Annotated in this window: 15 protein-coding genes; 13 read left to right on the top strand and 2 right to left on the bottom strand. The window is 72.6% G+C overall.

What is annotated here, in order from left to right:
- The first annotated feature begins 14 nt into the window (after window positions 1-14).
- From FHG89_RS25285 to FHG89_RS25260, 6 genes are all read left to right on the top strand, one after another.
- Complete coding sequence (locus tag FHG89_RS25285) at window positions 15-311, top strand: DUF503 domain-containing protein (protein ID WP_139586911.1); 297 nt, start codon at window positions 15-17, stop codon at window positions 309-311.
- A gap of 126 nt (window positions 312-437) precedes the next feature.
- A complete protein-coding gene (gene rbfA / locus FHG89_RS25280; protein ID WP_139586910.1) occupies window positions 438-932 on the top strand; it encodes a 30S ribosome-binding factor RbfA in 495 nt (164 codons plus the stop codon).
- Complete coding sequence (locus FHG89_RS25275; protein ID WP_139586909.1) at window positions 929-1,987, top strand: DHH family phosphoesterase; 1,059 nt, start codon at window positions 929-931, stop codon at window positions 1,985-1,987. Before rbfA ends, FHG89_RS25275 begins: the two co-directional genes overlap by 4 nt.
- Before the next feature lie 91 nt (window positions 1,988-2,078).
- Window positions 2,079-2,486 (top strand): hypothetical protein, encoded by a 408-nt coding sequence (locus FHG89_RS25270; RefSeq protein WP_139586908.1) that lies wholly within the window; start codon window positions 2,079-2,081, stop codon window positions 2,484-2,486.
- Entirely contained in the window at window positions 2,486-2,695 is a 210-nt protein-coding gene (locus tag FHG89_RS25265; RefSeq protein WP_208761104.1) for a DUF6186 family protein, read from the top strand. Before FHG89_RS25270 ends, FHG89_RS25265 begins: the two co-directional genes overlap by 1 nt.
- 533 nt (window positions 2,696-3,228) lie before the next feature.
- Entirely contained in the window at window positions 3,229-4,551 is a 1,323-nt protein-coding gene (locus FHG89_RS25260; RefSeq protein ID WP_139586906.1) for an MATE family efflux transporter, read from the top strand.
- Window positions 4,552-4,573: 22 nt separating this feature from the next.
- On the opposite strand, the gene FHG89_RS25255 is transcribed toward FHG89_RS25260, so the two are convergent.
- Both FHG89_RS25255 and FHG89_RS25250 read right to left on the bottom strand, forming a co-directional pair.
- Window positions 4,574-5,587, bottom strand: a complete 1,014-nt coding sequence (locus FHG89_RS25255) for a hypothetical protein (RefSeq protein WP_139586905.1) — start codon at window positions 5,585-5,587, stop codon at window positions 4,574-4,576.
- Between the two features lie 10 nt (window positions 5,588-5,597).
- The gene (locus FHG89_RS25250) at window positions 5,598-5,942 is read right to left on the bottom strand and encodes a hypothetical protein (RefSeq protein WP_244295828.1); all 345 of its coding nucleotides are present in this window, start codon (window positions 5,940-5,942) and stop codon (window positions 5,598-5,600) included.
- 106 nt (window positions 5,943-6,048) lie between these two features.
- On the opposite strand from FHG89_RS25250, the gene truB reads away from it, so the two are divergent.
- From truB to FHG89_RS25215, 7 genes are all read left to right on the top strand, one after another.
- Complete coding sequence (gene truB, locus FHG89_RS25245; RefSeq protein WP_139586904.1) at window positions 6,049-6,933, top strand: tRNA pseudouridine(55) synthase TruB; 885 nt, start codon at window positions 6,049-6,051, stop codon at window positions 6,931-6,933.
- 56 nt (window positions 6,934-6,989) lie between these two features.
- Window positions 6,990-7,919 (top strand): bifunctional riboflavin kinase/FAD synthetase, encoded by a 930-nt coding sequence (locus FHG89_RS25240; RefSeq protein WP_139586903.1) that lies wholly within the window; start codon window positions 6,990-6,992, stop codon window positions 7,917-7,919.
- Between the two features lie 190 nt (window positions 7,920-8,109).
- Entirely contained in the window at window positions 8,110-8,379 is a 270-nt protein-coding gene (gene rpsO / locus FHG89_RS25235; protein ID WP_030337594.1) for a 30S ribosomal protein S15, read from the top strand.
- A 226-nt stretch (window positions 8,380-8,605) separates the two neighbouring features.
- On the top strand, window positions 8,606-10,996 hold the full coding sequence (locus FHG89_RS25230; RefSeq protein ID WP_139586902.1) for a polyribonucleotide nucleotidyltransferase: 2,391 nt from the start codon (window positions 8,606-8,608) through the stop codon (window positions 10,994-10,996).
- Between the two features lie 47 nt (window positions 10,997-11,043).
- Window positions 11,044-12,441, top strand: a complete 1,398-nt coding sequence (locus FHG89_RS25225) for a M16 family metallopeptidase (RefSeq protein ID WP_139586901.1) — start codon at window positions 11,044-11,046, stop codon at window positions 12,439-12,441.
- A 96-nt stretch (window positions 12,442-12,537) separates the two neighbouring features.
- Entirely contained in the window at window positions 12,538-13,290 is a 753-nt protein-coding gene (gene dapB, locus FHG89_RS25220; RefSeq protein WP_139586900.1) for a 4-hydroxy-tetrahydrodipicolinate reductase, read from the top strand.
- 15 nt (window positions 13,291-13,305) lie between these two features.
- Window positions 13,306-13,710: a GNAT family N-acetyltransferase gene (locus FHG89_RS25215; protein WP_244295825.1), complete on the top strand. Its 405-nt coding sequence runs from the start codon at window positions 13,306-13,308 to the stop codon at window positions 13,708-13,710.
- The last annotated feature ends 75 nt before the right edge of the window (window positions 13,711-13,785 follow it).

The raw sequence follows: 13,785 nt of genomic DNA, 5'->3' as shown, positions 1-13,785 counted from the left end.
TATCGTCCGGGGCGATGTTCACCGGAAACGCGGTCTTCGACCTGCTGCTGCCGGGCGACTCCCGGTCGCTCAAAGCCAAGAGATCATATGTACGGCCGATCGTGGCGGCGTTGCGCCGTTTCGAGGTGTCGGCCGCCGAGGTGGGTGCGCTCGACCTGCATGGTCGAGCGGAGATAGCGGTGGCCGTGGTGGCCGCCGAGGCGGCGCACGTCCGCGAGGTGCTCGACTCGTGTGAGCGCCTGGTGGCGGCTCGCCCGGAGGTCGAGTTGCTGTCGGTGCGGCGCCGGTTGTACGGCGCGGACGACGACTGACCAGGGTGCCGGCCGGGCCGGGCGACCGGGTCCGGCCGCGAAGGTAGTGTTCGAGTTGTTGGCCGGTCGGCCGGCGTCCTGCGGGTCGCCGGGCGGCCGGGAGCAGGACGCCGTGGAGGTGGCGAGATGTCTGATCCGGCCAAGGTACGCCGGCACGCGGAACGGGTGCGTGAGCTGGTCGCGTCGGTGGTGCGGAGCCAGATCAAGGATCCGCGGCTCGGCATGATCACCATCACCGACGCCCGGATCACCGCGGATCTGCGCGACGCGACCGTGTTCTACACCGTGCTGGGTGACGCGGTGGCGCAGGCGGACACCGCGGCGGCCCTGGAGAGCGCCAAGGGGCTGCTGCGCAGCACCGTCGGCAAGGCTCTCGGGCTGCGGCACTCGCCGACCCTCACGTTCGTCCTGGACGACGTGCAGGACCAGGTCAAGCACATCGACGATCTGCTGGCCGCGGCCCGCAACGCCGACGCCGAGGTGCAGCGGCTCGCCGCCCGGGCGGAGTACGCGGGCGAGGCGCAGCCGTACCGGGTCGACGACGAGGACGACGACGAGACGGACGAGGCCATCGAGGCCGCCGACGTCACGGAGAGCCCCCGGGGTGGGGAAGCGCGGTGACCGGCACCGCCGGCGCGCAGCTCGCCCCGACGGCCGGCGCCGGCCCCGCCGAGGCGGACTGGGCGGCGGCCGAGGCGCTGATCCGCGCTCTCCCACCGACCGGGCGGGTGCTGCTGATCTGCCACGTGAACCCGGACGGGGACGCGCTGGGCAGCATGCTCGGCTTCGGCCTGGGGCTGCTGCGTTTCGGTGTGGGTAGTTTGCAGGCGACCTTCCCCGGGCCGCCGGAGGTGCCCGAGCCGTTCCGTGGGCTGCCCGGCCTGGAGCTGCTGGTTCCGGCGACTGACGTGGACCCGGCGCCGGACCTGGTGATCTGCTTCGACGCGGCGAGCGAGTCGCGTCTGGGCGAGTTGGCCGGGCGGTTGACGAGCGCCGGCGCGGCGTTGGTGCTCGACCATCACGCCTCCAACGACGGCTTCGGCACGGTCAACCTGGTCGACCCGACCGCCGCCGCGACGTCGGTGGTGGCCGAGCAGCTGCTGACCCGGCTCGGCGTACCCCTGGACCGGGCCATCGCCGAGTGCCTGTACGTGGCGCTGACCACGGACACCGGGTCGTTCCGGTTCGAGGCGACCACCCCGGCCGTGCACCACCTGGCCGCCCGGTTGCTGGCCACCGGCATCTCGCCCGGTGACATCTCCCGGCGGGTCTTCGACACCCGTCCCTTCGGCGCGGTGCGTCTCTTCGGTGAGGTGCTCGGCCGGGCTCGGCTGGAGCCGGCTGCCGCCGACGGCCGTGGGCTGGTGTGGACCTTCGCCACGCTGGAGGACCTGATCCGACACGACCAGCGGCCGTACGTGCTGGAGGCGCTGATCGACTCGGTGCGGTGCACCGCCGAAGCGGACGTGAGCTGCGTGTTGAAGCAGGTCCGGCCGGACGAGTGGGCGGTGTCCATGCGCAGCAAGGGCGGCGTCGACGTCAGTCGGGTCGCGGTCGCGCTGGGCGGCGGTGGCCACCGGTTCGCGGCGGGGTTCACCGGCCGGGGGAGCGCCGAGCAGGTGATCGGGTCGATCCGCGATCAGCTGGACGCGGCGGTGATCAGCTCCGACGTCTGACCGCCGGTCGGCCGGCCGGGCGGGAAGATCAGGGTCAGCTCCGGGGAGTGTCGGTCTTCCGGCGCTCCGTGATAACGGGAAGAATTGCGGGATGGAGCAGCCGCACGACCTCACCGTGGAGGCCCCCCGCGCCTGGGATCGGCCCGCCGTCTCCGTCCCCGTCCTGGTCTGCCTGTCGCTCGTTGGCGGGCGGTTCGCGTCGTTCTCCACCGAGGCGAATCTCTACACTCTCGGCACCGGTGGGGTGCTGATCTGGCTCGGTCTGAGCAACCGGGTGCCGCGCCGGCCGGCGCCGCGCCGGTTGGGCGCGGGCGCGGCCTGGTGGGCGCTGCCGGTGGTGGTGTTCGGGGTCTTCGAGGGCGTCACCTTCGTCATGGCGGTCGGCGACGACTTTCCCACCTTCTCCCGGCTGGCCGATCCTCTGCTGGAGGACCATCTGACCCGGTCGGCGGCGTGGTTCGCCTGGCTGGCCGCGTTCTGGGGGCTGGTGCGGCGATGATGCGGGCGCTCGCGATCGGCGGTTTCCTCACCTCGCTGGCCCTGTTCGCGGCGGTCGAGTGGCTGGCCCGGCGGGAGGGGTCCCGCATCCCGACCCTGGGCGAGGTCTGCGCGTACGTGATGCGGTACGAGGTCGGCCCGGTGCCGGTGGGCCGGATCGGTCTGTTCGGGTTCTGGTGGTGGCTGGGCTGGCACTTCCTGGCCCGCTGAGCCGGGATGCCGGCCGTCCAAATGGCGGGAACCATGAGCAGCATGTGGACCTGAACGATAACTTGGGAGACGGCCGGCACCGCGTTGCGGTGCAGGTCGTGGGCTGTGGTGCCACACCTCGCGCCGCCTCCCTCCAGGGTCGGACCGACCCGGGCTCACGCTGCCCAGTCGGCTGCTCCGGTAACCCCGGACCGCCGTGGGGCGCTCAGCACGACCGCCCGTGAGGGCCGCCGCGCGCCGGTGGCTCGCACCCTGGAAGGAGCGCCACCATGCCGAACAAGCCCAAGACGGAAACCACCGACGACGCCCGCGAGCAGGCCCGCCGCGCGCTGCAGACGTCGATGGACACCCGCCAGTGATCCGACCCGCCCGGCGGTGATCCCCCGGGTCCACCCGGCCGGCCGGCAGTCCGGCCCGACCGGTAGGCGGTAGGCGCTGCGCGGGGCCGCGACGAGCCTGTGCGCCACACACCGTCGGAGTAAGCCGTCATCAGGTTTGCGATCCTTACCGCGCCCATGCCAGGATCGGCGGCGATGAGCCAGACCGCCGCCACCCACCGATCCGCCTCGCCTCAGCGGATCGCCAGCCTCGCCCTGCCGGCCCTCGTGGTGCTCGCCGCCGAGCCGCTCTACGTGCTCGTCGACACGGCGGTGGTCGGTCACCTCGGCCGGGTGCCGCTCGCCGCGCTCGCCGTCGCCGGCACGGTGATGACGCTCACCGCCTGGGTCGGCACCGTGGTCGCGTACGGCACCACCGGGCGGGCGGCCCGCCGCTTCGGCGCGGGTGACCGGGCCGCCGCGGTCGCCGAGGGCGTCCAGTCGTCCTGGTTGGCGTTCGGTGTCGGACTGCTGATCGCGATCGGCATGCAGTTCGGCGGCGGCGCGTTGGCGCGTACCCTCGCCGGCGGTGGTGGCGACGTGGCCGACGCCGCCGCGCAGTGGCTGCGGATCGCGGCCCTCGGCGCCCCGGGCCTGCTGCTCGCCGCCGCCGGCAACGGCTGGCTGCGCGGCGTGCAGGACACCCGCCGACCGTTGTTCTTCGTGCTCGGGCCCAACCTGCTGTCCGCGCTGCTCTGCCCCCTGCTGGTCTACCCCGCCGGGCTCGGCCTGGTCGGTTCCGCGGTCGCGAACGTGGTCGCCCAGACGATCGCCGGTGGGCTCTTCGCCGCCGCGCTGGTCGCCGAACGGGTGTCGCTGCGGCCCCAGCCCCGGGTGATCCGCCAGCAACTGGTGCTCAGCCGAGACCTGCTGATCCGGGGCGTGGCGTTCCAGGCCAGCTTCCTGTCCGCGACCGCCGTCGCCGCCCGCTTCGGCGCCGCCGCCGTGGGCGCCCACCAGATCGCCCTGCAACTCTGGTTCTTCTCGGCGCTGGTGCTCGACGCCCTCGCCATCGCCGCGCAGTCCCTGGTCGGTGCCGCGCTCGGGGCCGGCGACGCGGCGGACGCCCGGGCGCTGGCCCGGCGGATCGGCCTGCTCGGCGGCGTCTGCGGCATCGGCTTCGCGCTGCTCATCGCCGCCGGCGCCGGCGTCGTGCCGTCGTGGTTCAGCTCCGATCCGCAGGTACGCGAACAGGCGATGGTGGCCTGGCCGTGGTTCGTCGTGATGCTGCCGCTGGCCGGGGTGGTGTTCGCCCTCGACGGCGTGCTGATCGGCGCCGGCGACGTGCGCTACCTGCGCAACCTCACCGTCGTCGCGGCCCTCGGCGGCTTCCTGCCGGCCATCTGGCTGGCGTACGTGCTCGATCTCGGGCTGGGCGGCATCTGGGCCGGGCTCACCCTGTTCGTGGTGATCCGGCTGGTCGCCCTGCTGCTGCGCCTGCGCAACGGCCGCTGGGCGGTGGTCGGGGCCGTCCGCTGACCCGGTCGCGGTCGTCCGTCGCTCAGCACCGCGTGGTGCTCGGCGCGGGTGCGTCGAGGTCGAAGATCGTGCCGGGGTCGCCGGCTGGCACCCGCTTCCCGTGCAGGCTAGCCATCCAGTACTGCTCCCGGACCCAGCCGTCACGCAGTTGACCGCAGTCCGCGTTCCAGGTGACGGCCTCCGCCGAACCGATCCAAAGGCCCCGGGAGGACGCCTGCACGTCGTCCGGGTGCGGCACCTGCCAGACCACCCGGTCGCGGATCGCCACCAACCCGGCTCCGGCGGGCGCCTGCAAGTTCACGTCGAATGGGTACGCCCACACGAACTCCGTGGTCACCTCCAGCAGCCGGACCCCGTTCTCCTCGGTGGTAGCCCGGTAACTGATCCGGCCGGCGGCTCGCGGGTCGGGCTCCCACTCCGACTGCGATGACATGCGGGTCGCGTAGCGCAGGAAACTGCCGTCGGCGAAGTTCGACCGGAGCTGTTCGCGGGCGTCGGGCGCGAGCAGCGCGAGGAACGGTTCGGTATCGCCCACGAACATCGACCTGTCCAACCGGCCCTTGATCAACGCCTTGCGTACCGACTCCAGCGCGACGCTCACCTCCTTCGCGCTGAACGGCCCGCTGTCGTTCGCTGCCGGCATCCGCACGGCCTTCTCGCCTGCGGCGAACGAGGCCGCCGGGGTCCCGATGAACAGGTCTCGTGGCTCGCCCACCCTGCTCACCGGCAGGGTGGGGCTCGGCGTCGGGCTCGCCGTGGCTGACGCGCGGACACCGTCGGCGACCCGACCGACCAGCACCGCGCCGCCGACGACCATCAGTAGGGCCAGCACCAGGCCGAAGCCGACCAGCAGCGGGCCGTTGTGCCGGGCCGAGAAGAACCGCAGCCGGTCCAGCCCGGTCGGTTGGTGCTCGACCTGCGGTGACCGCATCCAGTCCGGCAGGTGGACCGGGTTGACCTCGGCGACCGCGGCGGGTTGGGAGACCGCGTCCGGCTCCGGCGACGTGGGCTCGCTCGTCGTTGGCGTGTCCGCCACAGTTCCTCCGTCAGTAGTGGCCGCGCATGGCCAGCGCGAGCAGGTAGTAGGCGCCGAACACCGCCGCAGTGCCCACCACGGCGGCGAAGACGAACGACACCACGGCGACGACGTGCGGATGCGAATCGCTCCACCGGGTCCGGTCGCGCCACCGCCACCAGGCCCGGCGGGCCGCGTTCAAACCCCGCTGGCGCTCGACGAGGTCGTCGAGGAGCCGAGTGGGGGTTCGACGCGTCGGTGCCGGTCCCCGCATCCAGTCCGGCAGGTCGACGGGGTGCCGGTGTTCGTGGGCCGGACGTCGGTCGGGGGTCATCGGCGGGTCCTGGTGTGGCGGCGGCAGGGGGCGGATGATCATCGCACCTCCCTGGGCGGGGCGTTGCCCCGTCCGCAACCGTGGCGGGCCGCACCCGAGCGCCGCCCACGCATCTGCCCGTACGGGGCGTCTGGCAGGCTTGCACGACGTGAGCACCGATGGCCTGATCGTGGTCGACAAGCCCGGCGGCATGACGTCGCACGACGTGGTGGCGCGGATCCGCCGACTGGCGAGGACCCGGCGGGTCGGCCACGGCGGCACCCTCGACCCGATGGCCACCGGAGTGCTGGTCATCGGTGTGGGCCGGGCCACCCGGCTGCTGACCTACGTGATCGGCGCGGGCAAGAGCTACACCGCCACCATCCGACTCGGTCAGGCCACCGTCACCGACGACGCCGAGGGTGACGTGATCGCCACCACCCCCGCCGGCCTTGTGACCGACGACGGGATCCGGTCCGCGCTGGCGGCCCTGAGCGGCGAGGTCGACCAGGTGCCGAGCGCGGTCAGCGCCATCAAGATCAACGGGCAGCGGGCGTACAAGCGGGTCCGCGACGGCGAGAGCGTGGAACTGCCGGCGCGCCGGGTCACCATCTCCCGGCTGGAGGTGCTGGCGATCCGTCGCACCGAGTCGGACGTGGTCGACGTGGACGTGGACGTGACCTGCTCCTCCGGCACGTACATCCGGGCCATCGCCCGGGACGCGGGCCTGGCGCTCGGCGTCGGTGGGCACCTGACCGCGCTGCGCCGGACCGCGGTCGGCGGCTTCACCCTCGACGAGGCGGCCACCCTCGACGAGCTGGAGCAGCGCGCCCCGGCCGTGGTCAACCTCCCGCTGGACGCGGCGGCCGACCGGTTCTTCCCGCGCCGCGACGCCACGCCCGACGAGGCGCGGGTGCTCGCCCACGGCGGCCCGCTGGACCCGACCGGGCGCACCGGGCCGTACGCCGTCTTCGGTCCGGCGGGCGGCCTGATCGCTATCGTCAGCGAGCGGGACGGGCGGGCCCGCGCGGAGATCGTGCTCGCCCCGGCCTGACGGCGGGGCGCAGGTCCGCCGGCCCCCGGCCGGCGGGACAGCAGGGGAGGAGCGGCATGCAGCGGTGGCGGGGGTACGACGCGGCGCCCGGAGGGTGGGGACGTTCGGTCGTCACCATCGGCGTCTTCGACGGCGTGCACAGGGGGCACCAGGCGACCATCGGCCACGCGGTGGCCCGCGCCCGGGAGTTGGGCGTGCAGTCGGTGGTGGTCACCTTCGATCCGCACCCGGCCGAGGTGGTCCGCCCCGGCTCGCACCCGGCGGTGCTCACCGAGCAGGCCCGCAAGGCGGAACTGATCGAGGCGCTCGGCGTGGACGTGCTCTGCGTGGTGCCGTTCACCCCGGAGTTCTCCCGACTGCCGGCCGAACAGTTCGTGCACGACGTCCTGGTCGAGCACCTGCACGCCGCGCTGGTGGTGGTCGGCGGCAACTTCCGCTTCGGGCACCGCGCCGCCGGTGACGTGGCGCTGCTGGAGCGGCTCGGCCGGACCTTCGGCTTCGGGGTGGAGGGCGGCCCGCTGGTCACCGAGGACGGCACCGTCTTCTCCTCCACGTACATCCGCTCCTGCGTCGACGCGGGCGACGTCGGCGCGGCCGCGGCCGCGCTGGGCCGGCCGCACCGGCTGGAGGGCGTGGTGGTCCGCGGCGACCAGCGCGGCCGTGAGCTGGGCTTCCCCACCGCCAACCTGCTCTGCCACCGGTACGCGGCGGTGCCCGCCGACGGGGTGTACGCCGCCCGCCTGATCCGCCGCGGGCAGCACGAGCCGCTGATGGCGGCCGTGTCGGTGGGCACCAACCCGACCTTCTCCGGCCGGGAGCGACGGGTCGAGGCGTACGCGCTGGACTTCAGCGGCGACCTGTACGGCGAGCGGCTGGCCCTGGACTTCGTGGCGCACCTGCGCGGGCAGGTCCGGTACGACGCGATCGAGCCGTTGATCGCCCAGATGAACCAGGACGTCGAACGCACCCGGCGCGCTCTGCGCTGAGCGGCGCGGCCCCCGCCGAGGCCCTTGGCCGGCTGTTACCGGCGGGTGCTGGTAGTCTGGCCGGGACGTCGGGTGACCGGCGTGGGGCCTCGCGTGCCTGCTCGACGCCGCGGGTGCGAGGTACCGGTCCGTTCCCGGTCCACCGGGACGACGGACACCCACTTGATCAACCCATCGAAACAGGGAGAACATGGCGCTCGATCAGGAAGCCAAGGCCAGCATCCGCGCCGAGTACGCGACCGCCGAGGGCGACACCGGTTCGCCGGAGGTCCAGGTCGCGGTCCTCACCAAGCGGATCGCCGAGCTGACCGAGCACCTGAAGGTGCACAAGCACGACCACCACAGCCGCCGTGGGCTGCTGCTGCTGGTCGGCCGGCGCCGTCGGTTGCTCAACTACGTCCAGAAGAAGGACATTGCCCGCTACCGGTCGCTCATCGAGCGGCTCGGTCTGCGCCGGTGACGTGACGGGGGAGTGGCCGGCCGGCCACTCCCCCGTACCGCGTCCCACCTGAGGAAACACGGGCCGCGCGACCACCCGAGAGGGAGCCGGTCAGCGTACCGGTCTCCGGTAGTGGCCCCCGGGAACCCGGCATCATGCCGGCCACCCGGGCGCTTCGATCGAAGACCGGCCGGCTGAGCAGCTCCCCGACGTCGTGGGCCCACGACGCGAAGGAGCACGACAGCACATGACCGAGACCAAACTCGGCACCGAATCCCGCACCGCCGTGATCGACAACGGGTCCTTCGGCACCCGTGAGATCACCTTCTCCACCGGTCGGCTGGCTCGCCAGGCCGCCGGTTCCGTCATCGCCCAGCTGGGCGAGACGGTGGTTCTCTCCGCCACGACCGCCGGTAAGCACCCGAAGGAGCAGTTCGACTTCTTCCCGCTGACCGTCGACGTCGAGGAGCGGATGTACGCCGCGGGCCGCATCCCCGGCTCGTTCTTCCGCCGCGAGGGTCGGCCCAGCGAGGACGCGATCCTCACCTGCCGGCTGATCGACCGGCCGCTGCGCCCGTCCTTCGTCAAGGGCCTGCGCAACGAGGTCCAGGTCGTCGAGACCATCCTCGCGCTCGACCCGCAGCACCCGTACGACGTCGTGGCGATCAACGCCGCCTCGATGTCGACCAAGCTCTCCGGCCTGCCGTTCTCCGGCCCGATCGGGGCGACCCGCGTCGCCCACATCGACGGCCAGTGGGTCGCCTTCCCGACCCTGGAGGAGCTGGCTCGCGCCACCTTCGACATGGTCGTGGCCGGCCGCACGCTCGACGACGGCGACGTCGCGATCATGATGGTCGAGGCCGAGGCCACCCCGAACGCCGTCGCCCTCATCTCGGCCGGTGCCACCGCCCCGACCGAGGAGGTCGTCGCCAGCGGCCTGGAGGCCGCCAAGCCGGCGATCCGTGAGCTGTGCCGCGCCCAGAGCGAGCTGGCCGAGGTCGCCGCCAAGCCGGTCACCGAGTTCCCGGTCTTCCTGGACTACCAGGACGACGTGTACGACGCGGTGGCCGAGCTGGCCCGCGGCGACGTGGCCGAGGCGATCACCATCGCCGGCAAGGCGGACCGCGAGGAGGCCTTGGACGCGGTGAAGGCCCGCGTGATGGAGGAGCTCGCCCCGCGCTTCGAGGGTCGGGAGAAGGAGCTCAGCGCTGCGTTCCGGTCGCTGACCAAGTCCGAGGTGCGCAACCGCGTGCTGCGCGAGCAGGTCCGCATGGACGGGCGTGGCCCGCGGGACATCCGGTCGCTGACCGCCGAGGTCGGCGTGCTGCCCCGGGTGCACGGTTCGGCGCTGTTCGAGCGGGGCGAGACCCAGATCCTGGGCGTCACCACGCTGAACATGCTCCGCATGGAGCAGATGGTGGACACGCTGTCCCCCGAGAACCGCAAGCGCTACATGCACAACTACAACTTCCCGCCGTACTCGACCGGTGAGACCGGCCGGGTCGGCTCGCCGAAGCGGCGCGAGATCGGCCACGGCGCGCTCGCCGAGCGGGCGCTGATCCCGGTGCTGCCGTCGCGCGAGGAATTCCCGTACGCCATCCGGCAGGTGTCCGAGGCGCTCGGCTCCAACGGCTCCACCTCGATGGGTTCGGTCTGCGCCTCGACGCTGGGCCTGCTCTCCGCGGGTGTCCCGCTGAAGGCGCCGGTCGCCGGCATCGCGATGGGTCTCATCTCCGACGAGGTGGACGGCAAGACCCAGTACGTGACGCTCACCGACATCCTCGGTGCCGAGGACGCGTTCGGTGACATGGACTTCAAGGTCGCCGGCACGCCGGAGTTCGTCACCGCGCTGCAGCTCGACACCAAGCTCAACGGCATCCCGTCGGACGTGCTGGCCGCCGCGCTGCAGCAGGCGAACGAGGCCCGGCAGATCATCCTCGGGGTCATGAGGGCGGCGATCGAGGCTCCGGCCGAGATGTCGGACTACGCGCCGCGGGTCACCACCGTCAAGATCCCGGTGGACAAGATCGGCATGGTGATCGGCCCGAAGGGTCAGACCATCAACGCGATCCAGGACGAGACCGGCGCCGAGATCTCCATCGAGGACGACGGCACGATCTACGTCGGCGCCACCAACGGCCCGTCGGCCCAGGCGGCCGTCGACCGGATCAACGGCATCGCCAACCCGACCCTGCCGAAGGTGGGGGAGCGGTTCCTCGGCACGGTGGTCAAGACCGCCGCGTTCGGTGCGTTCATCTCGCTGCTGCCGGGCCGGGACGGCCTGCTGCACATCTCCAAGGTGGGCGACGGCAAGCGGGTCGAGCGCGTCGAGGACTTCCTCAACGTCGGCGACCGGGTCGAGGTCGAGATCGCGGACATCGACGCCCGCGGCAAGATCTACCTCGACAAGGTCCGCCCGGAGGGCGCCGAGGCGCCGGCCGCCGGTGAGGCCGCCGGCGGCGACCGCCCGGCTGGCCGGGACCGGGGCGACCGGGGTCCGCGTGACCGGGGCGACCGCGAGCGTGGTGGCGACCGGGGCGGGCGTGGCCCGGAGCGCGGCGACCGTGGCGAGGGCGGCGGCGGCGAGGGTGGTGGCGAGGGCGGCGAGCGTCCGCGCCGCCGGACCCGGCACAGCTGACCGTCGTACACAGCATCACCCACCCCTCGTCGAACCGGGAGCACCACGTGAGTCGGGCCTTCAGTGCGCCGTTTCCACCGGATCGACGGGGGGTGGCCCCATCTCGGGACACCGGGGCGGGCCGCTCCGGCGGCACCTCCCGCGCGGTGACCCGGACGCTCAGCGACGACCCGCTGGGCGGCACGGTACGACGTACCGTGCTGCCCAGCGGCCTGCGCGTGCTCACCGAGGCGATCCCGGCGATGCGCAGCGTGTCCTTCGGCATCTGGGTGGCGGTCGGCTCGCGTGACGAGACCGGTCCGCAGGCCGGCGCCGCGCACTTCCTGGAGCACCTGCTCTTCAAGGGCACCCACAAGCGCACGGCGCTGGAGATCTCCTCGCAGATCGAGGCGGTGGGTGGCGAGACGAACGCCTTCACCACGAAGGAATACACCTGCTACTACGCCCGCGTGCTGGACGAGGACCTGCCGCTGGCGATCGACGTGATGTGCGACCTGGTCGCCGACTCGCTGCTGGAGCCGGCCGACGTGGAGACCGAACGTGGCGTGATCCTGGAGGAGATCGCCATGCACGACGACGAGCCCGGTGACGAGGTGCACGACCTCTTCGCCCGCGCCGTCTACGGCGACCACCCGCTGGGTCGGCTGATCTCCGGCACCGAGGAGACCGTCACGCCGATGACCCGGCGGCAGATCCAGAGCTTCTACCGGGGTCGCTACACGGCGCCGCAGATCGTCATCGCCGCCGCCGGCAACCTGGATCACGCCGCGGTGGTCAAGCTGGTCCGCCAGGCCGTCCGGGGCACCCCACTGGACAGCGACCCGGCCAGCCCGGCGCCGCACCGCGCGGCCACTCCGGCGGTACGCACCAGACCGGTGACCACACTTGTCGAGCCGAAGGAGACCGAGCAGGCGCACGTCCTGCTCGGCTGCCCCGGCATCGACCGCCTCGACGATCGGCGCTTCGCCCTCGGGGTGCTCAACAACGTCCTCGGTGGCGGCATGTCCAGCCGCCTGTTCCAGGAGATCCGCGAGCAGCGCGGCCTCGCGTACTCGGTCTACTCGTACGCCAGCCAGTACGCCGACACCGGCCTGTTCGCCGTCTACGCCGGCTGCGCGCCGGGCAAGGTGGACGAGGTGCTGGCCCTGACCCGCGCCGAACTGGCCCGAGTGGCCGCCGATGGATTGACCGAGGCCGAGGTGGCCCGGGGCAAGGGCATGAGCAAGGGCTCGTTCGTGCTCGGCCTGGAGGACACCGGTTCCCGGATGAGCCGGCTGGCAAAGGGTGAGCTGCTCTACGGCGACCTGATGCCGGTCGACGAGCTGCTCCGCCGGGTCGACGAGGTGACCGTGGCGGACGTGAACGTCCTCGCCGCGGAGCTGCTCAGCCGCCCGATGTCGCTGGCCGTGGTCGGCCCGTTCGGGGAGAGCGACTTCGCGGTGTGAGAGCCGCCGCCGCACGGTCCGGGGGCGCGTCCCGGTCGGTGGAGCCGCACGGATCCGACGACTGGGGCACGTCCCGATTGGGATAGGTTGTGCCCCGTGACTGACGAGCGGGAGAAGATTCGGGTCGGCGTGTTCGGTGCCCGTGGCCGAATGGGCATGGAGGTCTGCAAGGCGGTCGACGCCGCCGACGATCTCACCCTCGCGGCGTCGATCGACCAGGGCGACAGCCGCTCCGCCGTCTCCGGCGCCGACGTGGTCGTCGACTTCACCACACCGGACGTCGTCATGGACAACCTGAAGTGGTGCATCGACCAGGGCATCAGCGCGGTGGTCGGCACGACCGGCTTCACCGGGCAGCGGCTGGAGCAGGTGCGCGGCTGGCTCGCCGACAAACCCGAGGTGGGCGTGGTCATCGCCCCGAACTTCGGCATCGGCGCGGTGCTGATGATGCAGTTCGCCGCGCGAGCCGCCCGGCACTTCGAGTCCGTCGAGATCATCGAGCAGCACCACCCGCGCAAGCTGGACGCCCCGAGCGGCACGGCCACCCACACCGCCCGGCAGATCGCCCAGGCCCGCGCCGAGGCCGGCCTCGGCCCGGTGCCGGACGCCACCAAGGACGAGGTGCCGGGCGCGCGGGGCGCCGACATCGACGGGGTACGCGTGCACGCCGTACGCGCCACCGGTCTGGTCGCCCACCAGGAGGTGCTGTTCGGCACCACCGGCGAGACGCTGACCATCCGACACGACTCGTACGACCGGGTGTCGTTCATGCCCGGCGTGCTGCTGGCCGTCCGCGCGGTGCGTAGCCGCCCCGGACTCACCGTCGGCCTGGACGCCCTGCTCGACTGACGGCGCCTGCGGGCGGTGGCCGACGTCGCCCCGCACGACGACCAGCGGCGGTTCGTGGCCGCGTTGGGCGCGCGCTACCTGCTGCTCAGCACCCGCTCCGAGGTGTGGACCTCGCTTGCGGTGTACGCCGGTGAGACCGTCGTCGGCCATGTCATGTGGGGCGTGGACGACGACGGATCACACTGGATCGGCGGCATGCTGATCGATGCCGCCGAGCAGAACCGCGGTGTCGGTCGGGCGACGGTGCGGACCCTGGCGGCCTGGCTCGCGGCCCGGGAGGGCAACCCCCCGGTCCGGCTCTCGTACCACCCGGACAACGTCCACGCCGCCGCCCTCTACACCTCCCTGGGCTTCCACCCCACCGGCGCGATGGACGACGACGAGCTGATCGCCGAACTCCTCACCCCCACTCGATCATGAAGTTATCGCCCTGACACACCGCGTCGAGTGACAACAACTTCATGATCAACCCCGGGGGTGGGGCGGCGTTGGGTG

The organism is Micromonospora orduensis, assembly GCF_006228125.1.
GTDB lineage: Bacteria > Actinomycetota > Actinomycetes > Mycobacteriales > Micromonosporaceae > Micromonospora > Micromonospora orduensis.
The sequence above is the reverse complement of the archived record's forward strand: the minus strand, read 5'-3'. Positions and strand labels throughout refer to the sequence as shown.